Below are 26,994 nucleotides of genomic sequence, written 5' to 3' on the forward strand. Positions count from 1 at the left end.
AGGCAGAATGGGCGCCTATGGTGGCCGGATTCGCCTGCAGGTTCCAGTGAAATGCTTTGCTGTCAGTGCGTTAGCCGATCAACTGCATGCACTCTGGCAGGTACTGTCAAACGGGCATGACCGCTTTCGGCACCAGCGCACCGGGGTGCTGAATGACCACACTGGCCAGGCGATGCCCGGCTTCGGCAGCCAGTCGCGGGTGTTCGCCACCGAGCCGGGCGGCCAGGTAGGCCGCACTGAACGAGTCTCCCGCCGCCGTAGTGTCGACCACGCGCTCGACCTTCTGCACAGCGATCTCGAAGCGCTCGCCGCCCGCGTCTATCAGGCAGCTCTGTGCACCGCGTTTGACCACAACTTCACCAATGCCGCGTTGCCGATAGGCACTCAATAACTGCTCGCTGTCGGCGTAACCATACAGCGCCTGTTCGTCGTCCTCAGTCAGCAATGCCAGGTCTACCTGTGGCAAAAAGGCCTGATAGACCTGCCGCGCCTCTTCGACGCTGGCCCACAGCCGTGGCCGATAATTGTTGTCGAACGCGATCTTTACCCCACGCGCTCTGGCCCGCACCAGTGCCTCCAGCAGCCGCGCACGGCCCTGTTCACCCAAGACCGCCAGGGTGATGCCGCTGAAATACAACACGTCGTAGCTGGCCAGCGCCGAGAGGATCGGTTCGGCAGCCGGCGTCATGAAGCAGTCACGCACAGCGGCCTCATTGCGCCAGTACAGAAAACGCCGTTCGCCATTGGCATCGGTCTGAATGCAATAAAGCCCCGGCAGACGCCCGGGCAAGCGTTGCACCTTGCCAAGGCCGATGCCCTCGTCGGCCCAGGCCCTGCACATGGCTTCGCTGAAGCTGTCGTCACCCAGCGCGGTCACGTAATCCACCTGGGCGCGGTAACCCAGCAGGCGGGACAGATACACCGCAGTATTCAGCGTGTCGCCGCCGAAACTCTGGCGCAGGCTGCCGTCGGCATGCTGCTGCAATTCGATCATGCATTCGCCGATCAGGGCGACGCGTGGAAGGCTCATGGGGCGATAACTCCTTCGAATACCTGACTAGAAAAACGTGCTGAAGGGCTCGATCACGCGTAAGTCATCATCCACCAGACAACCTGAACGCCACTTGTCGAAGGTCAGACACGGGTGCGAGGTGCCGAAGGAAATGATGTCGCCGACCTGTAACTGGCAACCGGGCGCGACTGTCATGAAGGCATGCTGATCCATGACAGCAGTGACCTTGCAGGCACTGACGTCATCACCCGAGGCGGGCAAAGCGCCTGCCTTGTAGCGCAGCAGCGGATTGGGCAGGCCGGCGTCGTAGGCAACGTCGCGCTTGCCCATGGCGATCACTGCAAAACCGGGCTCTGGCAAGGACTGCACATGTGCCCAGACTTCCAGCGCCGGGCGTAGCGCTTCGCTCAGTTCGGCGCGTCGATCCAGCACGCAGCATTGCGCATCCTTGTAGATGCCATGGTCGTGCACCACGTAACTGCCGGGGCGCAACACGCTGAGGAAGCGTTCGCGCACCGCCTGGGCATCGAACGCTTCTGCAATCAGGTCGTACCAGGCCGAGCCCGACGCCGTCACAATCGGTCGATCGAGAGCGAACGCGCCCTGCTCCTGCAAATCGACCGCCAAGCGTACCAGCGAGGCGGCAAATGCCTTGATGCCTGCGATGGCGTGCTCGCCATGAATAACCCCTTCGTAACCCTCGATACCGGTCAACGCCAGCGTTGGCTGGGCCTGAACGGCGTCGGCCAGCGCCAGCACCTGCGCTTCGCTACGACAGCCACAGCGGCCACCCGGCACGCCATATTCGATCATCACGTTCAAACGCAGACCACGGGCGGCAAAGAACTCGCCGAGTGCTGCAACGTTGTCCGGATGGTCGACCATGCAGTGAAACTCGAACATCGAATCAGCCAGCAGATCAGCGATCAGCGCCATGTTTGGCGCACCGACCAACTGATTGGCCATCAACACGCGCTTTACACCATGGGCATACGCGGCCTGAGTCTGCACGGCAGTCGCCAGGGTCATGCCCCAGGCGCCCGCATCCAGTTGGCGGCGAAACAGCGCGGGGACCATGCTGGTCTTGCCGTGGGGTGCCAGTTCCGCACCGCTGTCGGTGACAAAACGCTGCATCCAGCGAATATTGTGCTCCAGCGCCTGATTGTGGATGACCAGTGCAGGCAGGCTGACGTCGCGGGTCAGACTGTCACCCGGCTGTGCAGTGCCTTTTTCCATGACGGCGATGCTCATCGGTAATCTCCTGGTTATTCGTTGATTCGGCGAGCCAGGCCGTTGGCGCTGTCGATCAGCACCCGACGGTAGTCGCTGTAATGGGTTTTGGCATCGGCCCGTGGCGCGACGATGCACAGCGTTGCGATGCACTGGCCGTGCTCGTTCTTCACCGGGGCGGCAAAACAGTGGGTGAAGGTGTCGGCCACGCTGTCGAAAGAAAAGAAACCCTCCTCACCGGCCTTGCGGATTTCCTGCAGGAACCTCTCCAGCGGAAGGCGCTCGCCGCCCGGCAGGATGAAGTCGTCAGGATCGATCAGGTCTATGATTTGCTGATCGCTCAGATGGCTGAGCAGCAAGCGGCCGGAGGCTGTCCAGGGAATCGGCGCGTTTTCGCCGATATCCGAAGAAATCCGGAAATGCCGCTCGCCCTCTTTCATCAGCGCCACCGTGTACTTGCGGCCATTGAGCAGGCACATCTGCGCCGTTTCCCGGGTCTGGCTGACGATATCGCCCAGGCAGGCCTCCGCCTCGCGCGTGAAATCGAAATGCCGCAGGTGCGCCTGGCCGAGAAAATACAGCTGTCGGCCCAGATAGACATGCCCGTCCCTGCCGACCGTTTCCAGTATCCGCCGCTCCAGCAACGAGGCCACCAGTTCGTAGACCGTTGATTTGGGGCTGCCAATCCCGCTGGCAATTTCATTGGGGCGCATGGGCCTGGCCTTTTCCTTGAGAAAATCCAGAATATCGAACGCCCGGTCCAACCCACGCGCCCGGCGTTTGATCAAGTCTTCGGTCATGAAAGGTTCCTTGGAAAACTGCAGCTTCAAGCCAAAAGCCTCATTTGATCTGGCTTATAGCTTGCAGCTTGCAGCTGTTACTTGCGCTTATAAGCTATGCAGTCGATTTCGACCTTGCAGTCGACCATCATGCTGGCCTGCACGCAAGCCCTGGCCGGGGCGTGTTCGGGGCTGAAGTATTCGCCGAAGACTTTGTTGAAGCTCCAGAAGTCACGTGGATCTTCCAGCCATACGCCGACGCGAACCACGTCCTTGATGTCGTAACCGGCCTCTTCAAGAATGGCGATCAGGTTGCGCATGGTCTGGTGCGTCTGTTCGACGATGCCGCCGACGATGATCTCGCCGTCCTGCGCGGGAACCTGGCCGGATACGTGCAACCAGCCATCGGCTTCGACCGCGCGGGCGAATGGACGCGGCTGACCGCCACCTGCGGTGCTGCCTGCGCCGTAACGGGTAATAGTCATGAAGTTCTCCTGATGCTGAAAAATTGACAGTGTTGAAACATTAAAAACGGATGTTCTTGAGGAATTCGCTCAAACGCGCCGATTTCGGCTGTTCGAACAGGGTTTTCGGTGCGCCCTGCTCTTCGATACGGCCCTGATTCATGAACACGATCTGGTCCGACACCTCATACGCAAAGCGCATCTCGTGGGTGACCAGCAACATGGTCATGCCCTCCTCGGCCAGGTCCTTGATCACGCTCAGCACTTCGCCGACCAGCTCCGGATCGAGGGCCGAAGTGACTTCGTCGAACAGCATCAGGCTGGGGTTCATGGCAATCGCGCGGGCAATCGCCACGCGCTGTTGCTGACCGCCAGACAACTGGCCGGGGAAGTGATTGCGCCGCTCCAGCAGGCCGACACGGTCCAGCCATTTTTCGGCCAGCGCTATCGCCTGATCCTTGGGCATTTTCTTGACCTTGAGCAGGCCAAGGGTCACGTTCTGCAAGGCACTGAGGTGCGGAAACAGGTTGAATTGCTGGAACGCCATGCCGGTCATGGCGCGGTGTTGTGCGATCAGGCGCTCCGGATGGCGGACGCGCTTGCCGTCGACCTCGCTGTAGCCGATATCCTGCCCCTCAAGGCGGATGTGACCGCCCTGAAACTCTTCCAGCAGATTAACGCAACGAAGCAAGGTGGTCTTGCCCGAGCCGCTGGAACCGATCAGGGTGACGACGTTGCCTTTCTGCATGCGCAGGTCGACGCCCTTGAGCACGTCCACTTCACCATAGGATTTATGCAGGCCCTCAATGCTCAACAGCGCCGGGGCTGGGGTTGCGGTATGCGTCTGTGTCATGGCAAGGCCACCCGTTTTTCGATTTGTCGCCCAAGCAGCTCGATGGCGTAGTTGATGAGGAAGAACAGGAAACCTGCGAACAGGTAAAACTCCAGGGTCATGAACGTGCGCGCGATCACCTGCTGGGTACTCAGCAGCAACTCGGCGACACCGATCACCGACAACAGGGTCGAGGCCTTGACGATCTCGGTCGAGGAATTGACCCAGGTCGGCTGGATCTGGCGCATGGCCTGCGGCAGCAGCACGTAACGCAGGGTCTGATTGAAGCGCAGGCCAATCGCCTTGCCGGCTTCGATCTGGCCGCGGGGAATGGCCTGCAAGGCACCGCGCACGATCTCCGCAACGTGGGAGCCGCAAAACAGCGTCAGGCCTATCGCGCCCGCCTGAAACGCGCTGATCTGCCACCCCAGCGCCGGCACCATGTAGAAGACCGCCAGCACCAGCACGAACACCGGTGTGCCGCGAATCAGGTCGACATACAGGCGGACCGGCAAGCGGGCGAAGAATCCGCCATAGGTCAGGGTCAGGCCGGCGCACATGCCGATCAGGGTACCGAACAGAATCGCCAGCGCCGAGCACTGGATGCTGGTCAGGAAGCCGGACCAGAGCACTTCACGCGCGGTCCACACTTCGTGCAACCAGCCAGGGGGTTGGTACATGACAGCCTCCTAGCGGCGAATCGCCAGACGTTGTTCGAGGGCGCGCAAAAGCATGGCGATCACATAGCAGGCGACCACGTACAGCGCAGTGGTCACCAGCCAGGTTTCAATCACCCGATAGCTTTCGACGTTGATCTTGCGGGCGTAATAGGTCAGCTCCGGTACGGCAATTGCAGCCGCCAGCGAGGTGTCCTTGAACAGCGAAATGAAGTTGTTCGAAAGCGCTGGCAGCACGTTGCGCAACATCACCGGCACGATGATGTAAGCCCGCACTTGCCACTCGCCCAGGCCGATGGCCAGGCCCGCTTCGCGTTGCCCTTTGTGAATGCTCAACAACCCGGCACGGAACACCTCGGTCAGGTAAGCACCGGCATACAACGACAGGGTGACGATGAACGAGGCCAGCTTGTCCAGACGAATGCCCAGCCCTGGCAAGGCGAAGTAGATCAGCAGGATCAATACCAGAATCGGCGTGTTGCGCACCACGGTCACGTAGATCGACGCCACAATGCGTAACGCGCGGTAGCGTGACAGCAGTGCAAAGACGTTCATCAGGCCGATGACGCAACCGATGGCAATCGAGATCAGCGCCAGCTCCAGGCCGAGCCCCAGGCCGGCCAGCAGGCTGGGAAAGTCCCGCCAAACGGCATCAAAATTCAATTGATAGTTCATGTTCGCCCGTACATGACAAGGCTGGCCAAACGGCCCGCCCTGCCCTTGAAGGTCAAATTCGACTTATTTGTATTCCATCGGGAAACCGATCGCGGGTACCGGCAGGTCCACGCCGAACCATTGTTTGAACGATGCGGCATAGGCCGGAAACTCGACGCCGGTCATAGCTTCATGCAAGGCGGTGTTGACGAAATTCAGCCAGTCCTGATCACCACGCTTGACCGCGCAGGCATAGGTTTGCGGGCTCCAGGCAAAAGCTGGCGAGCGGTAACGACCAGGGTTTTGCACCATCAGGTATTTCACCGATGACTGATCGGTGGCGGCGGTATCGGCGCGGCCGGAGTTGATCGCCTGATACATCAGATCAACGCTGTCGTACTGATCGACTTTGGCCTTGGGCAGCGCCTGGTGGACCAGTTCTTCGGCGTACACATTTTGCAGCACGGCCACCGTCACACCATCGCCTGCGGCTTTCAGGTCATCGATTTCCTTGTACTTGCTGTTGGCCGGCAGCAGCAAGGCAACCCCTTCGCGGTAGTAAGGCAGCGTGAACGCTACCTGTTGCGCGCGGCTGGCGGTGACGGTGATGAACTGGCAGCTGATGTCGACCTTGTCGGTTAGCAGATTGGGAATCCGGGCGTCCGAGGACTGCACCACGAACTCGACCTTGCTCGGGTCGTTGAACAGGCCTTTGGCGATGATCCTGCCGATGTCGATATCGAACCCCTGCAGTTTCCCGTCAGCGCCCTGAAAGTGCCACGGCGCGTTGGTGCTGCCCGTGCCAACGATCAGGTTGCCACGTTTCAACACGGCATCCAGTTTACTGCCCTCGGCGGCCTGCGCCGCATTGGCCAGTGTGAATGAGGCTGCAAGAACAAACGCACAAGCTTTCAGAAAAGAAGGTCCGCGATGCATGGCATAAACTCCGCCGAGGTATTCATTATTCCGCTATAGCGGATACTGGTATGCTACAACGGAATAGACAGCAGAAAGTGTGCCACAGGCAGCGGGCAGAAAATACCTTGCGAAAAAGTCGAGGAAAATCAAGAGGCTGGGATGAGCGAACGGAACGGGAGCGCGAGGATGGATTCGGGAGGTAACGCTACTGATTGCCACAATTGAGTGGTATGGCCCCACTCTTGTGCGTGTGCGCTGTTATCGGGCGGTGAGTGTCAAGCCAGGCACCTCGGCTACGTCTGGTGAACCGGGGTGGCAGGTTTTGCTGCCGGTTCCCGGCAGTTCGCGGACAAGTCCGCTCCTACAGAAAGCGGTATATCGCGGACAAACGAGGCGTCGCCCGGTCCGCACTCATAACGGGCTTCTGCCCGGAGGGCGTGGGAGCTTCAGGAGGTTATGACGGTTGGGATGGGCTGCGACGCGGCCCTGGAACCGATGACCTCGGTTGTGTCTGGTGAACCGAGGTGGCAGGTTTTGCTGCCGGTTTCCGGCAGTTCGCGGACAAACGAAGCGTCGCCCGGACCGCTCCCACACAAGCGAAGCGTCGCCCGGTCCGATCCCACAGAAGCGAAGCGGCGCCCGGTTGATTACTTTCGCCACGAGCAGCTCATCCGGATTTGCATACAACGACCAGCGCCACTAGAGGCAGGTGGCAATCGCCGCCGAGCGCAACGCGGCCTGAGTATCGCCTTGCGGGGCATAGAACTCGACTGTGGTGGTCGGGCCTTTGCTCTGCACGTCGGCGAAGTATTTCGATTCTGTGGTGAACACGGTGAAGCCGCCGCCGGACAGGTCATGCAGGAACACGTCCGAAGACGTGCCGAACATCGCTTCGTTCTGCCAGGTCACCTGGATGCATTGGGCAACGGCAGCGTCCTGCTTGGCGCTGGACAGGATTTTCGAGGGCCCGGCCGAGCGCGCCGCACTGGAAGGCGCTGCGCATCCGACCAGGGTCGCCGCCGCAATCACCGCTGCACTCGTCAAAAACAGAAACTTCATGTCATGCCCACGCTGATAAAAAGCCGATTCTAGCATTGCAGTGATGTATCAGCTCTCGGCCAATTGCTCTTCGTATTCCTTGACGTACTCGCCAGCCAAGCTCTGCTTCTGCTTTTCGTTGAGCAGCTTGCCTGCCATCTGGAAGAACTTCTGCTCTTCTTCCTTCAAGTGGTGGTGGACTTTTTCCGATAGCTTTTTCGCGGTCGCGAGCCAGGCCGGGCTGGACATTTCGGTCTCGTCGAGTTCATCCATCATCTCGTCCATTTCATGGTGCTCGGAAATGGCATGCCGGCTCAGGTCCACGCCATTGTCGTGGGCCATCAACGGAATGTAGAAGAAACGCTCTTCGGCGGTCTCGTGAGCTTGCAGTTCTTCCTTGAGCTGCTTGTACGCTTTTGCGCGCTCTTCGCTGTCGCCATGGGTCTGAATCAGCGCATCGGCATAACCACGTTGACGATCATGACTCTCACGCAATGCTTCAAAAATATTCACGGTCTTGTCTCCAGGTCGGCTTCCGGGAGCTGGAAGCATTGTGGACTAGACCCTTGGCGTAGATCAGCAGTTCCAAAAAGCTGGCAAATGACTACCACCCATTTAGCGCACATCGACTTCACATCCATGAGCCTGCTCAGGCAAGCTCGAAAACCACGTCCTGAGCGCCTTCCCAGAGCGTTTTTACACCCAGTTTGCGCAAGTTTTCCTTGCCTTCGGTAATGGTCAGGAAATGATTGCCCGCCAACTTCCCCATCTTGCTGGCAAAACAACACGAGCCATAGGCGAGAATAATCTCGGTCTCGCTGTAACCGCCCGGATAGAAAAGAATATCGCCCATTGAAGGATGGCTGGTGGCGTTCTCGAAACCAATCAACGTGTCGTCGACTTTCAACTGGTAATCATCCAGCGGCACCCAACAGCCTTCACCACTCCAGCGCACGTGAATGAACTTCTGCCGATAAGGCAGCAACTTCAGAAACGCTTCGACCGTCTGCGGTGCATCCGGGTTGGCTTGCGCCAGAAATTCGTATCCGCCAGCGGTAATTTTAATGGTGGTCAACGCACGTGCTCCCCAAAAGCCTCAGGATTTGAAACGGTGCGCAAGAATAAACGCGCCTGCCGTGCGCCGTCATCCCTCACGTATTCAGCCCGTGCAGATAACGTCTTGTCAGACAGAGCGGCTTAAAACCTTGGCAAACAGGCTGTTGCCATGAATTTCGCCCTGAAACTCATAGTGGGGAAAGCCTTTTACTTCATAGCCTTTACGCGGATAAAAACGTAACGCGCGCTGATTATCCGACCAGACCGTAGCCCACAGCAATGACGCCTGTTTGCGAGCGGCCCATTGTTCGGCGGCTTCAAGTAATTGACCACCGGCACCGCGTCCGGTGAAGCGTTCCTGCACATAAAGCCGTTGCAGTTCGGCAGCGTCCGGATCTCTCACAATCGAGTGGTCGGTGCGCAAGGCAACTTGCGCGAAACCGATCAAATGACGTTGCACTTCGGCAACCCTGATCATGATGTTTACCGGTTCGGCAAGTAACGATGCAAACGCCTGAGGAGCAAACGCTTCGAGCGCTTCGCGGGCAATGGAATCACGAATGCCTTGCGTCGCATAAGTGTCCAGAAACACCTGCATGCCGAGGGCGCTCAGGCAACAAGCATCGTCGGGGGTTGCATCGCGCAGGGTGATTGCCAGTGAGGAAGTTGCGGTCATCAGTCCGTTGAATCCGAGAGTCAGGTGAGCGTAACGCTCATCATACCTGAGACTCGGGATGGCCCGACAACCGCGTCGGGCCGGGACCGCTGTTGTGCCTTAGCGGCCCGTTATGAGTGATTGCAAACGACCCTGCGCCTGCTGAGCATTCTTGCCCTGCTCATTCAACTCTTGCAGCAGTTTGTTGAGTTCAGCCTGCACCACCGGGTCTTTGACGGTAATGGCAGCGCCGGAAATATCGATCTGCGACTTATGCGCTTCTATGTAATCGGCCACTTTCAGGCCTGTCGCAAAAGTACCTTTGATTTGCGGCAATACTTCGCGGAAGGTATTCGCCGGCACGCTGACCGTCCGGTCGTAAGCCTTGTCATATACCACTTTCAAATCGTCCGGCTGCTTCAACTTCGCATGCGCAGCATCGGCCTTGCCCTGTTCGACGGTCAGTTGTTCACCGACCTTGTCCAGACCTGTCTGCACTGCCGCAAGGTCACCACGGCGCTGAACCACGTCACTCACCGAATGAAACGAACCCTTCTGCATCAGGCTGCTCAAGGGCTGTACCGCAGTGTCCATGCCCGCGCCGAAATCCGAAATTACCGCGTAATGTGAGCTGTAATCACCAAAGGTCTTTTTCTCGTCTTCCGTCAACTTGGGTACGTGCAGGCCTTGCTTGTCGATGATGCGGGTTTGCAGGAACTGAGTGAACGCGGCGCGTTGCTCAGGCTCCTTGTCGCCGCAGCCTGCCAGTAACAAGGGTAAAGCGACAGCCAGCAGCAAACCGGGACGGAAAAGGGACTTCATGTCATGGACCTCCGAGATCATAAGAATGCCTGTTCAGAGCAACGACAGCGCTGAATACGGCCATGCTTATAGTCTCGTGACGGGATGATCTAGTTCCGTGCTGGCTACCGGCCTGCAGGTAATAAACAAAACACGCGCATGTTTACGGTCAGGCCGGGGGCTTTACCCGCAAGCTGAGCCGCGCAAAAAGTTCCTTAAGGAGACGCTGATTTATTCTAAAACCCAGCTGTTGCCCCCAGATAAATCAAGGCCTCCAGAGCGTTGCAGGGACGAAAAATCGAATAAATCAGCGCCTCCTTAAGGAGACGCTGAACAATTAACCCGTTCGCACCGTCCCCATTTCCAAGCCGGTTTTTTTCAACCTGCCGGCCTTATTTTACGTTTCTCGAGCAGATTTCTGCCCTCATTTTGCTGAAAGGCGGGCCAGTCCCGCCTTTCAGACGGATTTATCCTGCCGTCTGTTGTAAATACCGCTTGGCCAGCATCAGATTGGCCAACCCAAACAAACTGAACAACTGCGCTGTATTCTTTTCCAGCCCACGGTAGCGAACCTTGCGATGATTGAAGCGCACCTTGATTACCTGGAAGGGGTGCTCGACCTTGGCACGCAGTTGCGCCTTGGCATATTCAATTTTGCGCTTGACCCGATACAGCACGCTGCCTTCGCCGTGCTGCTTGTAACTGCTTGGCCGTTCTGCAATCGACCAGATAACGTCCCGTTCAGCATGCTCCGGTCGCTTGGCCGCACCGGTGTATCCAGCGTCACCCGAAACATAGGTTTCGTCACCGTGAAGCAACTGGCCAACCTAGGTGACATCCGCCACGTTAGCGGCCGTCCCTACTACGCTGTGCACCAGCCCCGACGTGGCGTCTACACCAATGTGGGCCTTCATCCCAAAGTGCCATTGATTGCCTTTCCTGGCCTGATGCATCTCAGGATCACGCTTGCCTTCTCGGTTCTTGACCGAGGGCGGCGCGGCGATCAGAGTAGCGTCGACGATAGTGCCTTCCTTGAGCAGCAGCCCCCGGCTGGCCAGATGCTGGTTAATCGTTTCAAACAGCAGCCGGGTTAGCTGATGGACTTCCAGCAAGCGGCGAAAACGCAGCAAGGTGGTGGCATCCGGTGCAGACTCGCGACCCAGGTCGATACCCATAAAACCGCGGATGGCCTGGCTGTCGTAGACGGCATCTTCGCAACCTTCATCGGAGAAACCGAAACACTGCTGCACGACGTACATGCGCAACATGCGCGACACCCCTATCGCAGGGCGTCCGCGCTTGCCTGCGGTGTTGCTATAAAACGGCGCCACTTGCGCCTCCAGCAGGGCCCAGGGCACCAACTGTTCAAGGTCAGCCAGGAAGCGATCTCGGCGAGTCTGCTTTTTCTTGCCGGTATATTCGAGTTCGGAGAAGGTCTTCTGCACGCGCGTAACGCTCACGGAGAGGGAGGCTGTTGAAGGAACTTAGTGTGCCAAGGGTGGGGACAGTTGGCTATTTTTGCAGCGCCTCCTTAACAATTCTTCATGAGATGAAACGTTTCAGCGACTACCCTTTCCTCGACAAAGTGAACAACAGGAGTCAATCACGATGTTTGCACACGAGGCCATGGGCCTGATCATTATCACCATCGTCTTTCTGCTTGGAGCGATCGCGATGTTCATTCACCCCTTCCATGCACTGGGAAACTGGTTCAAAAAACGGAAGCATAAACGAGGCCGAGAGTAGTATCCCGCTGGACAGAAGCCGAGTGAATATCGCCCGCACGGGTGTCAAGTCGGCCTCTGTCCATTGCCTGTCAGGAACACCAGCCTGGTACCCGGCTCTGCTGTGGAAAAGAATCCCTGCGCTTTTTCAGCGGTAACATCCCCGCTTTCTCGACCAAATCCCGTCTCAATCCGACAGTCCCGCCATGTCACTGCCGCCCGACCTATGCGACAATGCGCGCCAATGTCTGGCATGAACCCCCACATTCATCTCCCGGCAACGCAGTCACGGCAGACTGCCGTTGCTGTCGACGCATGCCCGCTGGTTCAGTTGAGGCTCGGCCGGAACGGGCTGGACGACTACAGATGTGGCCAAAAATCGGTCCCAGCCCAAATAAGCGCACCATAAGCTATTGATAGGTAAAGTAATTGATCTCCACAGCTAACATCACGATGCAGTTCGGCGCCAAACCCCTGTTCGAGAACGTCTCGGTCAAGTTTGCTGCCGGTAACCGTTACGGCCTGATCGGCGCGAACGGCTGCGGGAAATCCACGTTCATGAAAATCCTCGGCGGCGATCTCGAGCCTTCGGGTGGCCAGGTGATGCTGGAGCCGAACGTGCGTCTGGGCAAGCTGCGCCAGGATCAGTTCGCCTACGAAGAATTCACCGTGCTCGACACCGTGATCATGGGCCACGAAGAGCTGTGGAAGGTCAAGGCCGAACGCGACCGTATCTACTCGCTGCCGGAAATGAGCGAAGACGACGGCATGGCTGTCGCCGAGCTGGAAACCGAGTTCGCTGAAATGGATGGTTATACCGCCGAGTCGCGTGCCGGTGAACTCCTGCTGGGCCTGGGCATCGGCATCGAACAGCACAACGGGCCGATGAGCGAAGTGTCGCCAGGCTGGAAGCTGCGTGTTCTGCTGGCGCAGGCGTTGTTCTCCGACCCGGAAGTGCTGTTGCTCGACGAACCGACCAACCACCTGGACATCAACACCATTCGCTGGCTGGAAAACATTCTGACCCAGCGTAACAGCCTGATGATCATCATCTCCCACGACCGTCACTTCCTGAATAGCGTGTGCACCCACATGGCTGACCTGGATTACGGCGAGTTGCGTCTGTTCCCGGGCAACTACGACGAGTACATGACCGTGGCGACCCAGTCGCGCGAGCAGTTGCTGTCCGACAACGCCAAGAAGAAAGCGCAGATTACCGAACTGCAATCGTTCGTCAGCCGCTTCTCGGCCAACGCCTCGAAAGCCAAGCAGGCCACGTCCCGCGCCAAGGCGATCGACAAGATCCAGCTGGCCGAGGTCAAGCCTTCAAGCCGCGTGAGCCCGTTCATTCGTTTCGAGCAAACCAAGAAGCTGCATCGTCAGGCGGTCATCGTCGAGCGCATGGCCAAAGGCTTCGATGGCAAGACGCTGTTCAAGGATTTCAGCTTCCAGGTCGAAGCGGGCGAGCGCGTTGCGATCATCGGCCCGAACGGCATCGGCAAGACCACTCTGTTGCGTACGCTGGTCAATGAGCTGCAACCGGATGCCGGCTCGGTCAAATGGACCGAAGCCGCAGAAATCGGTTACTACGCCCAGGACCACGCCCACGACTTCGAAGACGACAGCACCCTCTTCGACTGGATGGGTCAATGGACCCAGGGCGGCGAGCAGATCGTCCGTGGCACGCTGGGCCGCATGCTGTTCTCCAACGACGAAATTCTCAAGTCGGTCAAAGTGATTTCCGGTGGTGAGCAGGGTCGCATGCTGTTCGGCAAGCTGATTCTGCAAAAGCCGAACGTGCTGGTGATGGACGAACCGACCAACCACCTGGACATGGAATCCATCGAAGCGCTGAACCTGGCGCTGGAAAACTATCCAGGCACGCTGATCTTCGTCAGCCACGACCGGGAATTCGTATCTTCGCTGGCAACCCGCATCATCGAACTCAGCCCGAGTGGCGTGATCGACTTCAGCGGCACTTACGACGACTACCTGCGCAGCCAGGGCGTTGCCTTGTAAGCACCACGCTGACGGTACGGCCCTACTGAAAAGCCCTGTCTCATGACAGGGCTTTTTGTTAACCGGCTGTTTACGAGCCCGGCTGGCTGAGCATCTCGATCCACAGCGCACCCTTACCGGAAGGCGCCTCGCTGACGCGTTGCAAGGCACCGTCCGGCCCGATGGCGTAGCTGCCGACCGTGTCGCTTTTCTCTCCGCTGACCAGCAACCAGTGCCCGTTGGGCGACACGGCGATATTGCGCGGCTGTTTTTCCTGGACCGGGTAGTTTTCAGCGAACGTCAGTTTGCCAGTGGCCGGGGCGACCTTGAAGACCGACACACTGCTGCTGGTCCGCTCGCTGACGAACAGCCATTTGCCATCCGGCGCCAGGCGTATATCGGCTGCCCAGATGCGTGGCGTCGGGTCATCCTTGAGGTCGTTGTTGCGCGCATCGCGTGCCTGTCCGGGGGCCAGTTTCAGGCGCTCTGGAATGCCCTCGGCATGGCTGACCTGTTTCAGCGCGCCGGTCGTGTGATTGATCGCGAAAGCAGTGACCGTGCCGCTCATTTCACCTACCACGTACAAAAACCGGCCATCCGCTGAGAATGCCAAGTGGCGCGGCCCGCTGTTCTGGGCAAGCGTCACGTAGCCTTCGCCGATGGGCACCAGCTTGCCATCCTTGGGCTCGAGGCGGTATTGCAGCACGCGATCAACGCCTAGGTTTCCGGCGTACACATAGCGGTTGCTGGGGTCGGTACGCACTGAGTGCGCGTGCATGCCGGTCTTGTAGGTTGCAATGCTGTCGCTGGGACGGTGCTGCGCGTCAATCGGCTGAACGCTGAGCAGATCGGCGCCGTAGGATGCGCCGAACAGGAAACGTCCACTGCGATCCGTCGACAGATACGCCAGGCTTTCAGCGAGCGGCGCCTGGCTGAGCGGCTTGAGGTGCCCGGTCCCCGGTTCGATAGTGAAGCTCAGCACCCGATAGGGCTTGGCACGTAGGGCAGCGAACAAGGCCTTGCCGTCCGGGGAAATCGCCATCGGGTTGACCTGATCGCCCGCCTGGGTCTGTTCGACCAGGCTGAGCGCCCCGCTCGTCTCGTCCAGCCGGTACTGGGAGAGGAGTCCGTCTGCAGGACTGGAGATGTAAGCGAAGGTGGACGCCTGAACAGGCAGACCGAACGAACAGCCGACTGCAGCGGCCAGCAACAGGATTTTTCTCATGACAGACCTTTTTGTTATTGTGTTGTAGTCAGTCATCCTATGACTGATCCATGCCGCTCGGCAACAACCGGCTGAACGCACGAATCAAATCGTTAGCCTGCTTTCATTTATCCTCGGCGCACGCCATCATGGGAACACTCCCACCGCCTGCCAGCGAAGAGTCCAATGCCTGCCGCGCACATCGGTTCCATGACGATTACTCTGCAAATTGTCTCCATCGTTTTCTACACCTTCATCGCCTTCCTGTGCATCGGCTTGCCCATTGCCGTGTTGCCCGGCTATGTCCACGACCAGTTGGGTTTCAGCCCGTTGATTGCCGGGGTGGCCATCGCCTCGCAATACCTCGCCACTTTGCTCAGCCGCCCCTTTGCGGGCCGGGCGAGCCTGACGATCCTGATCGTGGCGCGACTGTTTCTCGGTGTGTCGCAAGGGCTCATCGGCGTCGGCACCATCAATTGGTGTATCGGCAAGGTCGGTGCAGAACACACCGCTCGTTCGATCTCCTGGAACGGCATTGCATCCTATGGCGCCATCGCCATTGGCGCACCGCTGGGCGTGCTGGTCATTGATGCGGTGGGTTTCAACAGCCTGGGCATCGCCTTGATGCTCATGGCAGGCGCGGCGCTGATGTTGATCCGCAACAAACCTTCGGTGCCGGTCATCGTCGGCGAACGCCTGCCGTACTGGTCGGTGTTCGGCCGGATCGCGCCATATGGCATGGGCCTGACCTTATCCTCCATCGGCTACGGCACGCTGACCACGTTCATCACCCTCTTCTACCTGAGCCGTGGCTGGGAAGGCGCGGCATACTGCCTGAGCATGTTTGGCGTGTGCTTCATCCTCGCGCGCCTGCTGTTCATCGGCGCCATCAACCGCTTCGGTGGCTACAACACCGCCATCGTGTGCATGGCGGTCGAAACCTGCGGGTTGTTGATGCTATGGCTTGCGCCGAATATCGGCTTCGCGCTCGCAGGGGCCGGGCTGACCGGGCTGGGCCTGTCGCTGGTCTACCCGGCGCTGGGGGTCGAAGCCATCAAAAGCGTGCCAACGCCCAGCCGTGGCGCAGGCCTGAGTGCGTACGCGGTGTTCTTCGATCTGGCGCTGGCCATTGCGGGCCCGGTCATGGGAGCCATCGCTTTGGGTCAGGGCTACGACTGGATTTTTTTCTACGCGTCGCTGCTGTCGATCGGCGCACTGGGGCTGACACTCTGGCTGGCCCGCCGAGCCCGTCTGCACGCCTGAAACCGGCTCTCTCATACCTTTCGTGCATAAGCTTTTTGCTGCTTGTTCCAACACTTAAGTCACTGCAACGAAAAGCTGCCGCCGGTCGGTCATTATCTTGACGCCAGTGGCAATGCCTTCTTGACTTGATGCTGCGGGCCTCGAACAGGCTGGCAAATCAGCCGTCGCCAAGTCTCTGTCGCGACGAGATTCGCGTGGCAGCCGGGCATCTGAAACCCTCAATTGCCTCTCCCTGACCACTTGATCGGGAGAGCAGTCATGAGCAACCGTGTTATTTCTCTTCGCTACACCCATAAAGTCCTGCCGTTCCTCATATTGATCATTGTGCCTCCCCATGCTGAAGGCGCATGCAACCCTGGCGCCCAGAACGAAAACGGCGTTTCGATCTGCGACAGCGGCACCAGCGCTGCCTTTACCGGCCTGACCGGTAACCACATACTGATATTCCCGGCCGGAGGAACCGGCATTGTCACAGGCAACATCATCTATGGACCGGGGGTCGACAGCATCGACATGCAGTCCGGCCGGATTCAGGGCAACATCACCCAGGCCGCTGGCGTCGACCGGTTCATCCTGACCGCAGGTGAAATCAGCGGCGACCTCAATCAAGGCAATGACCCGGACGACTTCGTCATGAGTGGCGGTACGCTGGGCTCGCTGGCACAGGGTGACGGGCTGGACACTTTCCTCATGAGCGGCGGCACGATCACCCGGGCTTTCGAAGACGGCGACCGCGCGGTGATGACCGGCGGCACCATCGGCCGGGTCGACATGAAGCTGGATAACAATGTCTTCGAGATGTCCGGCGGCAGCATTATCAACAATCTGGTGACCGGGTTTGGCAGGGACACGATCACCCTGTCGGGTGGCAGCATCGGGGGGGGCCGTCAGCGTCAGCGGTGGCGATGACCAGATAACCATCAGCGGTGGCGAAATCCGCGGCGGCATACGCGCCAGCTTCGGTAACGACAGCTTCAACTGGCTCAACGGTGGTTACGTACGCACCAGTGTGGCGATGGCCGACGGCAATGACACCGCGCGCCTGTACAACCTGAGCGAATATTTTCTGAGCGCCAGTTCGCTGCTCGATGGCGGGCCGGGCGATGACGTGCTGACCTTCGACAACACCCACTCCGCACGCCCGGAGCGTTACGCTAACTGGGAAACGGTCAGTCTGGAGAACAGCACGCAGCTGGATCTGGCCGGCAAGCTGATTCTGGGCGACAGCGTCAGCAATACCGGTGTCCTGAATGTGGGAGCCGGGAGCACCCTGACATCAGTGTCGTCGGGCAGTGTCGTTCCGTTCAATGCGACATCCCGTGCCACGCTCAATAACGCTGGCACGCTAGACCTGAGTGGCAGTCCGCTGACAAACACCCTGTTGATCAGAGGCAACTACACAGGCCAGGACGGGCGACTGCTGCTGCGCTCGGTGCTGGGCGATGAAACGTCGCCCAGCGACAGACTGGTGGTCGCGCAGGGTCATATTGGAGGTTCGACGTCCATGACCGTTAGCAACCTTGGTGGCCCGGGTGCGCTGACCCGGGGCAACGGGATCGAGGTGGTAGAGGCCAGCGAAGGTGCAACCAGCGACAGCGCGGCATTCCGGTTGCAAAACTCGCTGTCTGTGGGGGCTTATCAGTATTACCTGTTCAAAGGCGGCGCTACGGCGGGCTCCGAAAACAGCTGGTATCTGCGTTCGGCGGTCATTTCCCCTGCCGAGCCCGCCCCGGTCATTCCGCCAGAACCCGCCCCGGTAACGCCCCCTGCCCCTGAACCGGTACCAGAGCCGAATCCCGGGCCGGAGCCTGAACCTGAACCTGAACCTCAACCCGAACCTCAACCCGAACCCGCGCCGACTCCCATTCCCACTCCGACTCCTGAGCCCACACCAACGCCGACACCAAGCCCGACACCTGTGCCTGGCCCTACGCCGACACCCACCCCCATAGTTCCGCCTGCCAGCCCGCCACCGCAGCCGCCCGCGCTCGCCCTGCCCGTTCCGGCCCTGGGCACACCGCCCCTGCCCGCGCCTGTGCCCGGAGCGCCGCCCATCATCCTGTATCGCCCGGAAGTCGCCACTTACGCCGTAGTGTCGCCAGCGGCAGCGGCACTGGCGTCAAGTTCGCTGGGCACCTTTCATGAGCGTCAGGGCGATCAGCGTCTGCTTACCCAGTCAGGGGTAACCCCCGCAGGCTGGGCCCGAGTGTTCGGCAGTGACGTCAGACAGCAATGGGCCGGCGACGTCAGCCCGGCTCTCGACGCATCATCCAAGGGGTATCAGATCGGTCACGATCTGTACGCCTGGCAAATGGCCAACGAGTGGAGTCAGCGCGTGGGGCTGTTTGTCGCCCATAACCGTCTGGATGGCCGGGTCAAAGGCTTTGCCGGCGGCTTCGAAGAGTGCCGTACCGGTCGTAGGAAACTGACCGGCGACAGCCTTGGCGCTTACTGGACGCTGATCGCACCCAGTGGCGGATACGTCGATGCCTTAGCGATGGGCACACGCCTGGACGGTTACAGCCGCTCCGACCGTGGCCTGCGCATCGACACCGAAGGGCATGCCCTGAGCCTGTCTCTGGAAACGGGGTATCCACTGCCCCTGTCATCGCGCTGGGTGGTCGAGCCGCAGGCGCAAATCATCCATCAGCGCATCAGCGCTCGACGACCAGCACGATGGTATTTCCCGCATCGGGTTCGATAATCAGCGTCACACGACGCTGCGCATTGGCGCGCGTTTCAAAGGCAGCTATCAGATAAGAAAAATGCCGATCGAACCCTACCTTCGCGCCAATCTATGGCGCAACGCAGACGGTCATGATGCAGTGACTTTCGATCGGGTACAGCAGATCAGGACCGAGCATCGGTCAACGACGGCCAGTCTTGGCGGGGGGATGGTGGCAAAAATGTCCAGCGCAACAAGTCTGTACTGGGAGGCGAACTACAGCCGCGACCTGCACAATCACGATCGGAACGGTGTCAGCGCCAGCCTGGGAGCCAGGCTGGCGTGGTAACGGGAAAACCGTTTTGGCCTATGCCTCATCGGCCTTTTTAGGCTTGAGAATCAGCACGGCCAACGGTGGCAGGTTAAGGCTCAGCGAGGCAGGCATGCCATGCGCCTCGTCGCTCTGGGCGATGACTTCTCCGCCGTTGCCGAAGTTCGAACCGGCGTAAGTTTCGGCATCGCTGTTGAGCAACTCGACCCATGCGCCCTCGACCGGCGCGCCAATCCGATAATTCAGGCGCGGCACCGGGGTCATGTTGGCGACCACCAGCAAAGGCTCGCCATCCTTGCTCCGGCGCAGGTACGCGAAGACGCTGTTGGCCTGGTCGTCGCCGATCAGCCACTGGAAGCCCTGCGGGTCAGTGTCCAGCTCGTGCAACGCCTTCTCCTGACGGTAGATACGATTCAGGTCGCTGACCAGTTGCTTGACGCCGACGTGATCAGCGTATTGCAACAAGTACCAGTCCAGTTGCTGATCGTGATTCCACTCGCGCCATTGCCCGAACTCGCAGCCCATGAACAGCAGTTTCTTGCCCGGATGCGTCCACATGAACGACAGATACGCACGCAAGTTGGCAAACTTCTGCCAGCGGTCGCCCGGCATCTTGTCGATCAGCGAATGCTTGCCATGAACGACTTCATCATGGGAAATCGGCAGAACGAAGCGCTCGGAGTAGGCGTAAACCAGGCTGAACGTCAACTCGCCGTGGTGGTGCTCACGGTGAATCGGGTCCTGCTCCATGTAACGCAGCGAATCATTCATCCAGCCCATGTTCCACTTGTAACTGAAGCCGAGGCCACCCTTCTGGGTCGACTCGCTGACGCCGGGCCAGGCGGTGGATTCTTCGGCGATGACCATGGTGCCCGGAGCTTCCAGCGCGACTACATCATTGAGATGGCGCAGGAAGTCGATGGCTTCCAGGTTCTCGCGCCCGCCGTGCCGGTTGGGTACCCACTCGCCGGCCTTGCGCGAATAGTCGCGATACAGCATGGAGGCCACCGCATCCACGCGCAGACCGTCGATATGGTAATGCTTGAGCCAGTGCAGCGCCGACGCCAGCATGAAACCGTGAACCTCGGTGCGCCCCAGGTTGTAAATCAACGTGTCCCAATCCTGATGAAAGCCTTCCTTGGGATCGGCGTACCCATACAGTGCGGTGCCGTCGAATTGCGCCAGACCATGGGTGTCGGTAGGGAAATGCGCCGGTACCCAATCGAGAATGACGCCGATTTCTGCCTGGTGGCAGGCGTCGACGAATGCGGCAAAATCCTCGGGCGACCCGTAACGTGCTGTCGGTGCGAACTGCGCCAGCAGCTGGTAGCCCCATGAACCGCCGAACGGGTGTTCCATGATCGGCATCAGTTCGATGTGCGTGAAACCCAGCTCCTTGACGTAAGGGATCAGGCGATCAGCCAGCTCGCGCCAGTTGAACTGCCGCCACTGGCCTTCGTCGTTCTGTTCCATCTGCCACGAGCCTGCATGCAGCTCATAGATCGACAGCGGTGCGGAGGCGGCATGACGTTCGGCACGCGATTGCAGCCAGCTGTCGTCGTGCCATTCGAACTGCAACGGCGCGGAGATTTTCGACGCGGTGTCAGGCGGCAAAGTGGTCGCCAGCGCCATCGGATCGCTTTTCAGCGGCAGAATGCCATGCTGACCGAGGATCTCGTACTTGTAGACTTCACCGGGTTGCAGACGCGGGACGAATAGCTCCCAGACGCCCGTCGGGTGCCGCAGACGCATCGGATGGCGACGGCCATCCCAGTTATTGAAACTGCCGACCACGGACACACGTCGTGCATTTGGTGCCCAGACTGCGAAGCGCACGCCATCGACACCGTCGACGTTGGTCACTTGCGCGCCAAGGCAGCTGCTCAGGTCGCGGTGGTTGCCCTCGGCGAACAGATACAAGTCCATTTCGCCCAGTAGCGGGCCGAAGCTGTAAGGATCCTCAGTGATCTGCTCACCGCCGGCCCAGTTGATTTTCAACAGGTACGGCTGCGGCTGATCGAGGCGGCCGACGAAAAAGCCGGGCACTTCGCTCATTTCCATTTCGCCCAGCTCGCGGCCATCGTCTCTGGCCAAAAGGCGGACACTCAGGGCGCCGGGCAGGTAGGCGCGGACAAACTGTCCGCTGCCGCCATCGCCGTGCGGGCCGAGGATCGAAAACGGGTCACGATGTTCGGCTCGAATCAGCGCATCCAGATCCACAGCAGCGGGTATCGCTTGGCGGCCCGTGCCGACTTTGTCAGGCGCATTCATATTGACTCTCCATCAGACGATTGCAGCAATCCACGCAGGCCCTGCAACGGTACGGCCAGCCAGGCTGGGCGATTCTCGGCCTCGTAGATCACTTCATAAGCAGCTTTTTCAAGGGTGAACAGTTCCAGCGCAGCGTCCTCCCCTTTTGCATCTTTCCAGGCATGGGCCATTTCGGCAGTTGCCGAGCGATAGCCTTCGATAAAGGCTGCACGGGCCTGCGACAGATACGTCTCGGCGACGCGCTTGCGCGCAGTCGCAGCCTCTGGCGAGGTGTCGACGCTTTGTGCACTGCGCACAGCCATGGCTGCGGCGTAATCGAACGAGCGCAGTACCCCGCTGACATCCTTGAACGGGCTGTGCTTGGCGCGGCGTTCTTCCAGCGCACGAGCCGGCTCGCCCTCGAAATCGATCAGATAGGCATCGCCCTTGACCACCAGCACCTGCCCCAGGTGCAGGTCGCCATGCACGCGAATGCGCAGGCCACCCGCAGAACGCTTGGCAAGGCCGTCGACACGCTGCCGAATCTGCTTGCGATGCGCCAGCAAGTCATCGACCAGTTGCTGATCGTCTTCATCCAGATCGCCCTTGCGCTGCTCCAGCAATTGCAACGCACGATCAAGCTGCGCGTTGACGCTGGTCGCAGACGCCTTGCTGTCGGCAACGCTGGTGACTTCGACGGCGAAATCCGGATTTTCGGTCGGTGCCGCGAGTATCTGATGCATTTCACCCAAGCGCTGACCCAGGCTGCGCGAGAAATCCGCCAGTTCGAGCAGCGCGTTGAAGTGCTGCTCCTGACCGGATACACCGTGCGCCAGCTCGTCACGCACCGCGCGTTCAAGGTTGTTCTGCGTCCATTCCCAGGCGTCGCCCTGATTGCTCAGGTAGCCTTGTGCAATCATCAGCAGATTCGGCTTGCCGTCGTTGCCGACCCGCACCAGCGAGCCCAGCAATGGCGAAATGTTCTTGAAACCGGCCTGGGTCAGGAAAGCGCCCATCTCCAGTTCCGGGTGTGTCCCGGCGCTGACCTTGCGGATCAGCTTGAGCACCACGCTGCTGCCCACCACGACCGAACTGTTGGACTGCTCGGCGGACAGGTAGCGAACCTCCGACTCGTCGCTCAGGCCCAATGGCGCCAGTTGCGAACTCGGCTCGAAACGCAGCTCACCATCGGCGCACGGGATCACGGTCTGCGACTGCATGCCCTTGATGACCGCGCGGATAAAGGTTTCCAGAGTAAACGCATCGGTAATCAGGCCGACATCGCGGTTGCGACGAACCCTGGCAAGCGCCAGTTGTTGTGGCAGTGCGCTGCTGATGTCGTCTTCAGCCAGCAGGCCGAATGGCAACTGATAACGCTCGGTCTGCCCGTCTGCGGTGACTTCGATTTCACTGAGCAGGACCGGATGCGCCTCGTCGCCAAAGCGCACGGCGTAGGCAATCCGGACTTGCTCGATGGGCTTGTCCTTGCCACCGAACCAGCGGCGTTTCGGCAAATAGTTCGCCAGCGAGGTGTTTTCCATGGTGCCGCGCAGCGGTTCGTCGAGCAGTTCTTCAAGATGCTTTTTGAGCACCAGGGTCGGAAAGTCCGGCATGCTTTGCGCGGGTTCAACGTGCCAACTGGGCATTTGATTCTCCGAAGCCAGTAGAAACCAATAAAAACCATACGGCGGGAGCGTCAGCAGATAGCTCAACTGGCCGATGGGCGGAAATGCACTGCCGCCAAGCATTTCTACCGGGACAGTGCCCGCATACGCCGACAACTCAAGTTCGGCAGCCTGGGCAGCGCTGGAGACGTTGGCCACACACAAAACGATTTCATTGTGGCCATCGGGCGCTGTGTATTCACGGGTGTAAGCAAGAATGCGCCGGTTCGACGGCGAGAGCATTTTCAGCGTGCCGCGCCCGAAAGCTTTTTGCTGCTTGCGCACGGCCAGCATGCGTCGGTTCCAATTCAGCAGCGAATGCGGGTCGCGCTCCTGACTCTCGACGTTGACCGACTGGAAGCCGTACATCGGGTCCATGATCGGCGGCAGCACCAGGCTGGCCGGGTCAGCGCGTGAAAACCCGCCATTGCGGTCGATGGACCACTGCATCGGCGTGCGCACACCGTCCCGGTCGCCCAGGTAGATGTTATCGCCCATGCCGATTTCATCGCCGTAATACAGGGTTGGCGTGCCGGGCATCGACAGCAGCATGCTGTTCAGCAGTTCGACACGCCGGCGGTCGCGGGCGACCAAGGGCGCCAGACGGCGACGAATCCCCAGATTGATCCGCGCACGGCGGTCGGCAGCGTAGTAGTTCCACAGGTAATCACGCTCACGATCAGTGACCATTTCCAGGGTCAGCTCATCGTGGTTACGCAGGAAAATCGCCCATTGGCAATTGTCCGGAATGGCCGGGGTCTGACGCAGGATATCGGTGATCGGAAAACGGTCTTCCTGCGCCAGCGCCATGTACATGCGCGGCATCAGCGGGAAGTGAAAGGCCATGTGGCATTCGTCGCCGTCCGGCCCGTTGCTGTCACCGAAATACAGTTGCGTGTCCTCGGGCCATTGGTTGGCTTCGGCCAGCAGCATGCGGTCCGGGTAATTCGCGTCGATCTCGGCACGGATACGCTTGAGCACCTGATGGGTCTCAGGCAGGTTCTCGTTGTGGGTGCCGTCCCGTTCGATCAGGTAAGGGATGGCATCCAGACGCAGGCCGTCGATGCCCAGATCCAGCCAGAAGCGCATGACTTCGAGCACCGCTTCCAGCACGTGCGGGTTATCGAAGTTCAGGTCCGGCTGGTGAGAATAGAAGCGGTGCCAGAAGTACTGGCCGGCGACCGGGTCCCAGGTCCAGTTGGAGGTTTCGGTATCAAGAAAGATGATGCGCGTGCCGTCATACTTCTGATCAGTATCCGACCAGACATAGAAGTCCCGTGCCTTGGAGCCAGGCTTGGCATTACGTGCCTTCTGAAACCACGGGTGCTGGTCGGACGTGTGGTTGATGACCAGTTCGCTGATCACCCGCAAGCCACGCTTGTGCGCCTGGGCAATAAAGCGCTTGGCATCTGCCATGGTGCCGTAATCACTGTGCACATCGCGGTATTCCGAGATGTCATAGCCATCATCGCGACGGGGCGATGGATAGAACGGCAACAGCCAGATGGTATTGACTCCCAGCGCGGCAATGTAGTCGAGCTTCTCGATCAGCCCCGCAAAGTCGCCGATCCCGTCATTGTTGGCATCGAAGAACGACTTCACGTGAACCTGATAGATCACCGCATCCTTGTACCAGAGCGGGTCTTTGATAAATGTCGCTTCACCGGGTTTCTTAGCCATTGCTGACTCCTTGGGAGTGTTACTGCGAGGCCTGGATACGCCAGATTCCAAAAGGTTGCGACGGGTCGAGACGCGTATGCTGATACTTGCCGTACCAGGTCCAGCGGTGCCCGGTCATCAGGTCTTCGCCGGAAGTCGCGGCATCGTCCGGAAGGCCCATCTCCCACAGCGGCAGTTCGAAATCCGCTTCCTGCGCGTTATGCGGATCGAGATTGACTGCAACCAGAATGAAGTTGCTGCCATCTGCGCTGCGCTTGCCGAAGTACAGAATGTTGTCGTTCCACGCGTTGTACAGCTTCAGCCCCAGATGCGTCTGCAAGGCCGGGTTCTGACGGCGGATACGGTTGAGCTGGGCAATTTCGGCAATGATGTTGCCGGGTGCCGTGAAGTCGCGCACGCGGATCTCGTATTTCTCCGAATCCAGGTACTCTTCCTTGCCCGGAATCGGTGCCGCTTCGCACAGCTCGAAACCGGAATACATGCCCCACAGGCCTGAACCCATGGTCGCCAGTGCCGCACGAATCAGAAAGCCCGGGCGCCCCGATTCATGCAGGAACCGCGGGTTGATGTCCGGTGTGTTGACGAAGAAGTTCGGGCGGTAGCAGTCGCGCCATGGCACTTCGTTGAGCTCGGTGAAATATTCCGACAGCTCGGCCTTGGTGTTGCGCCAGGTGAAATAGGTGTAACTCTGGGTGTAACCGACCTTGCCCAGACGCGCCATCATGGCTGGCTTGGTGAACGCTTCGGCGAGGAACATCACTTCAGGATGCTGACCGCGTACTTCACCGATCATCCACTGCCAGAACGGCAGCGGCTTGGTGTGCGGATTATCGACGCGGAAAATCTTCACGCCTTCCTTGACCCAGCCCAGCACGATGTCACGCAGTTCCAGCCACAGGCCCGGAATGGCATCCGGCGCATAAAAGTCGACGTTAACGATGTCCTGGTACTTTTTCGGCGGATTCTCCGCATAGCGGATGGTGCCGTCCGGACGCCAGGAGAACCAGCCCGGGTGCTGCTTGAGCCATGGGTGGTCCTGCGAACACTGAATCGCAAAATCGAGTGCGATTTCGAGACCGTGGTCGGCAGCGGCTTTCACCAGGTTGCGGAAGTCTTCAAGACTGCCCAACTGCGGATGTATGGCGTCATGACCACCTTCCTCGCTGCCGATGGCATATGGGCTGCCCGGATCGTCCTGGCCAGCGGTCAATGAGTTGTTCGGGCCTTTGCGGTGTGCGCGACCGATAGGATGAATCGGCGGGAAATACAGCACGTCGAAACCCATGTCGCGAATCATCGGCAAGCGCGAATGGACGTCGTTGAAGGTGCCGTGGCGTGCTTTGTCATCGGTGATCGAGCGCGGAAACAACTCGTACCAACTGGCGAACTGGGCCAGTTCTCGCTCTACGTCCAGCGGGTATTCCAGGCTACGGCTGAGGAATGCATGGTTATCGGCCTGTTTCATCAGGCTCGCGGTGTCGCTGTGCAGCAACAGCGCGACCTTCTCGATGCTGTCGGCCTGATCCAGTCGCGCCAGCAGGTTTTCGATCTGCTCACGCTGCTGATCCTGACTGCGTTCGGCAGCCTTGGTCAGATGAATACGCCCTTCTTCCAGTTCCAGATCGATGGGCACGCCTGCAGAAAACTTCTTCTCCAGTTCATAGCAATAGCTGCCGAACTGATCGATCCAGGCTTCGAGTTGAAACACATAACGGCTGACCGAGGTCGGGGTGAACTCACCGACCCAACTGTCGTTGCCCAGTTCGTGCAGCGGTGCGCTCTGCCAGTGCTCTTCATCAGCAGCGCGCCAGCGAACATTGACGGCCATCTTGTCGTGGCCGTCCGCATAAATTTTGCTGGTGACGGTAACCGGTTGCCCGATGATTGCCTTGGCCGCAAACAATCCACCATCTATCACAGGCAGCGTGTCTTCGATCACGATGCGTGGCAGCTGCAGCGCCTGGGTCAGCGACAAGGGTTGGGTCGGGTGCGGTACATCGGTGGCCAGGGAATCCGGACCGTATGGCTGTTCATTCATCGAGCATCACTCCTCACGCCCCAGGGACGCTCCTGTGCATTCCATGCAATGGAAAAATTGA

Annotated in this window: 19 protein-coding genes and 2 pseudogenes; 3 read left to right on the forward strand and 18 right to left on the reverse strand. The window is 59.4% G+C overall.

Translation table 11 applies throughout. The annotated features are described in order from the left end of the window. Positions 1–106 precede the first annotated feature (106 nt). From kdgK to BLT55_RS08620, 14 genes and pseudogenes are all read right to left on the reverse strand, one after another. Complete coding sequence (gene kdgK, locus BLT55_RS08550) at positions 107–1,030, reverse strand: 2-dehydro-3-deoxygluconokinase (protein WP_055000743.1); 924 nt, start codon at positions 1,028–1,030, stop codon at positions 107–109. A gap of 27 nt (positions 1,031–1,057) precedes the next feature. Continuing rightward, entirely contained in the window at positions 1,058–2,263 is a 1,206-nt protein-coding gene (locus BLT55_RS08555; protein WP_055000744.1) for an amino acid deaminase, read from the reverse strand. Positions 2,264–2,277: 14 nt separating this feature from the next. Beyond that, a complete protein-coding gene (locus BLT55_RS08560; RefSeq protein ID WP_054079478.1) occupies positions 2,278–3,042 on the reverse strand; it encodes an IclR family transcriptional regulator in 765 nt (254 codons plus the stop codon). 77 nt (positions 3,043–3,119) lie between these two features. Next, positions 3,120–3,506 (reverse strand): RidA family protein, encoded by a 387-nt coding sequence (locus BLT55_RS08565; RefSeq protein WP_005892869.1) that lies wholly within the window; start codon positions 3,504–3,506, stop codon positions 3,120–3,122. Positions 3,507–3,546: 40 nt separating this feature from the next. Continuing rightward, on the reverse strand, positions 3,547–4,338 hold the full coding sequence (locus BLT55_RS08570) for an amino acid ABC transporter ATP-binding protein (protein WP_055000745.1): 792 nt from the start codon (positions 4,336–4,338) through the stop codon (positions 3,547–3,549). After that, positions 4,335–4,997, reverse strand: coding sequence for an amino acid ABC transporter permease (locus tag BLT55_RS08575; protein ID WP_055000746.1), 663 nt, complete (start codon positions 4,995–4,997; stop codon positions 4,335–4,337). Before BLT55_RS08575 ends, BLT55_RS08570 begins: the two co-directional genes overlap by 4 nt. A gap of 9 nt (positions 4,998–5,006) precedes the next feature. Continuing rightward, positions 5,007–5,669, reverse strand: a complete 663-nt coding sequence (locus BLT55_RS08580; protein ID WP_055000747.1) for an amino acid ABC transporter permease — start codon at positions 5,667–5,669, stop codon at positions 5,007–5,009. 63 nt (positions 5,670–5,732) lie between these two features. Further along, positions 5,733–6,584 carry a transporter substrate-binding domain-containing protein gene (locus tag BLT55_RS08585; RefSeq protein WP_024646991.1) on the reverse strand — a complete coding sequence of 284 codons (852 nt, stop codon included), beginning with the start codon at positions 6,582–6,584 and terminating at the stop codon, positions 5,733–5,735. A gap of 681 nt (positions 6,585–7,265) precedes the next feature. Further along, a complete protein-coding gene (locus tag BLT55_RS34500) occupies positions 7,266–7,625 on the reverse strand; it encodes a hypothetical protein (protein ID WP_055000748.1) in 360 nt (119 codons plus the stop codon). Between the two features lie 48 nt (positions 7,626–7,673). Then, a complete protein-coding gene (locus BLT55_RS08595; protein WP_055000749.1) occupies positions 7,674–8,117 on the reverse strand; it encodes a hemerythrin domain-containing protein in 444 nt (147 codons plus the stop codon). Positions 8,118–8,253: 136 nt separating this feature from the next. After that, the gene (locus tag BLT55_RS08600; protein WP_055000750.1) at positions 8,254–8,679 is read right to left on the reverse strand and encodes a DUF3830 family protein; all 426 of its coding nucleotides are present in this window, start codon (positions 8,677–8,679) and stop codon (positions 8,254–8,256) included. A 108-nt stretch (positions 8,680–8,787) separates the two neighbouring features. Further along, on the reverse strand, positions 8,788–9,336 hold the full coding sequence (locus BLT55_RS08605; protein ID WP_055000751.1) for a GNAT family N-acetyltransferase: 549 nt from the start codon (positions 9,334–9,336) through the stop codon (positions 8,788–8,790). Positions 9,337–9,435: 99 nt separating this feature from the next. Then, positions 9,436–10,137 (reverse strand): DUF3053 domain-containing protein, encoded by a 702-nt coding sequence (locus BLT55_RS08610; protein WP_055000752.1) that lies wholly within the window; start codon positions 10,135–10,137, stop codon positions 9,436–9,438. Between the two features lie 446 nt (positions 10,138–10,583). Continuing rightward, a pseudogene (locus BLT55_RS08620) lies at positions 10,584–11,561 on the reverse strand (IS5 family transposase). Between the two features lie 708 nt (positions 11,562–12,269). On the opposite strand from BLT55_RS08620, the gene BLT55_RS08630 reads away from it, so the two are divergent. Beyond that, positions 12,270–13,859, forward strand: a complete 1,590-nt coding sequence (locus BLT55_RS08630) for an ABC-F family ATPase (RefSeq protein WP_007251865.1) — start codon at positions 12,270–12,272, stop codon at positions 13,857–13,859. Positions 13,860–13,929: 70 nt separating this feature from the next. Here the strand turns inward: BLT55_RS08630 and BLT55_RS08635 are convergent, their stop codons facing one another. Beyond that, on the reverse strand, positions 13,930–15,063 hold the full coding sequence (locus BLT55_RS08635; RefSeq protein WP_055001946.1) for a lactonase family protein: 1,134 nt from the start codon (positions 15,061–15,063) through the stop codon (positions 13,930–13,932). 165 nt (positions 15,064–15,228) lie between these two features. On the opposite strand from BLT55_RS08635, the gene BLT55_RS08640 reads away from it, so the two are divergent. Both BLT55_RS08640 and BLT55_RS08645 read left to right on the forward strand, forming a co-directional pair. Next, positions 15,229–16,305 (forward strand): MFS transporter, encoded by a 1,077-nt coding sequence (locus tag BLT55_RS08640; RefSeq protein ID WP_055001945.1) that lies wholly within the window; start codon positions 15,229–15,231, stop codon positions 16,303–16,305. Positions 16,306–16,563: 258 nt separating this feature from the next. Then, positions 16,564–19,319 (forward strand): annotated as a pseudogene (locus tag BLT55_RS08645) (autotransporter family protein). Positions 19,320–19,337: 18 nt separating this feature from the next. On the opposite strand, the gene glgB reads toward BLT55_RS08645, so the two are convergent. Genes glgB through BLT55_RS08660 form a run of 3 tightly spaced genes read right to left on the reverse strand, consistent with a single transcriptional unit; the run spans position 19,338 to position 26,933 of the window. Next, positions 19,338–21,572: a 1,4-alpha-glucan branching protein GlgB gene (gene glgB / locus BLT55_RS08650; RefSeq protein ID WP_055000532.1), complete on the reverse strand. Its 2,235-nt coding sequence runs from the start codon at positions 21,570–21,572 to the stop codon at positions 19,338–19,340. After that, positions 21,569–24,895 carry a maltose alpha-D-glucosyltransferase gene (treS, locus tag BLT55_RS08655; protein ID WP_055000531.1) on the reverse strand — a complete coding sequence of 1,109 codons (3,327 nt, stop codon included), beginning with the start codon at positions 24,893–24,895 and terminating at the stop codon, positions 21,569–21,571. Before treS ends, glgB begins: the two co-directional genes overlap by 4 nt. Before the next feature lie 19 nt (positions 24,896–24,914). Continuing rightward, positions 24,915–26,933: an alpha-1,4-glucan--maltose-1-phosphate maltosyltransferase gene (locus BLT55_RS08660; RefSeq protein WP_055000530.1), complete on the reverse strand. Its 2,019-nt coding sequence runs from the start codon at positions 26,931–26,933 to the stop codon at positions 24,915–24,917. Between the last annotated feature and the right edge of the window lie 61 nt (positions 26,934–26,994).

It is taken from the genome of Pseudomonas cannabina (genome assembly GCF_900100365.1).
GTDB lineage: Bacteria > Pseudomonadota > Gammaproteobacteria > Pseudomonadales > Pseudomonadaceae > Aquipseudomonas > Aquipseudomonas cannabina.

Coding starts and splice junctions, on each gene's coding strand:
- BLT55_RS08560 (WP_054079478.1), bottom strand. CDS start 3,042: ATGACCGAAGACTTGATCAAACGCCGGGCGCGTGGGTTGGACCGGGCG.
- BLT55_RS08660 (WP_055000530.1), bottom strand. CDS start 26,933: ATGAATGAACAGCCATACGGTCCGGATTCCCTGGCCACCGATGTACCG.
- BLT55_RS08555 (WP_055000744.1), bottom strand. CDS start 2,263: ATGAGCATCGCCGTCATGGAAAAAGGCACTGCACAGCCGGGTGACAGT.
- BLT55_RS08565 (WP_005892869.1), bottom strand. CDS start 3,506: ATGACTATTACCCGTTACGGCGCAGGCAGCACCGCAGGTGGCGGTCAG.
- BLT55_RS08635 (WP_055001946.1), bottom strand. CDS start 15,063: ATGAGAAAAATCCTGTTGCTGGCCGCTGCAGTCGGCTGTTCGTTCGGT.
- BLT55_RS08610 (WP_055000752.1), bottom strand. CDS start 10,137: ATGAAGTCCCTTTTCCGTCCCGGTTTGCTGCTGGCTGTCGCTTTACCC.
- BLT55_RS08605 (WP_055000751.1), bottom strand. CDS start 9,336: ATGACCGCAACTTCCTCACTGGCAATCACCCTGCGCGATGCAACCCCC.
- kdgK (WP_055000743.1), bottom strand. CDS start 1,030: ATGAGCCTTCCACGCGTCGCCCTGATCGGCGAATGCATGATCGAATTG.
- BLT55_RS34500 (WP_055000748.1), bottom strand. CDS start 7,625: ATGAAGTTTCTGTTTTTGACGAGTGCAGCGGTGATTGCGGCGGCGACC.
- BLT55_RS08570 (WP_055000745.1), bottom strand. CDS start 4,338: ATGACACAGACGCATACCGCAACCCCAGCCCCGGCGCTGTTGAGCATT.
- BLT55_RS08585 (WP_024646991.1), bottom strand. CDS start 6,584: ATGCATCGCGGACCTTCTTTTCTGAAAGCTTGTGCGTTTGTTCTTGCA.
- BLT55_RS08575 (WP_055000746.1), bottom strand. CDS start 4,997: ATGTACCAACCCCCTGGCTGGTTGCACGAAGTGTGGACCGCGCGTGAA.
- treS (WP_055000531.1), bottom strand. CDS start 24,895: ATGGCTAAGAAACCCGGTGAAGCGACATTTATCAAAGACCCGCTCTGG.
- glgB (WP_055000532.1), bottom strand. CDS start 21,572: ATGAATGCGCCTGACAAAGTCGGCACGGGCCGCCAAGCGATACCCGCT.
- BLT55_RS08580 (WP_055000747.1), bottom strand. CDS start 5,669: ATGAACTATCAATTGAATTTTGATGCCGTTTGGCGGGACTTTCCCAGC.
- BLT55_RS08640 (WP_055001945.1), top strand. CDS start 15,229: ATGCCTGCCGCGCACATCGGTTCCATGACGATTACTCTGCAAATTGTC.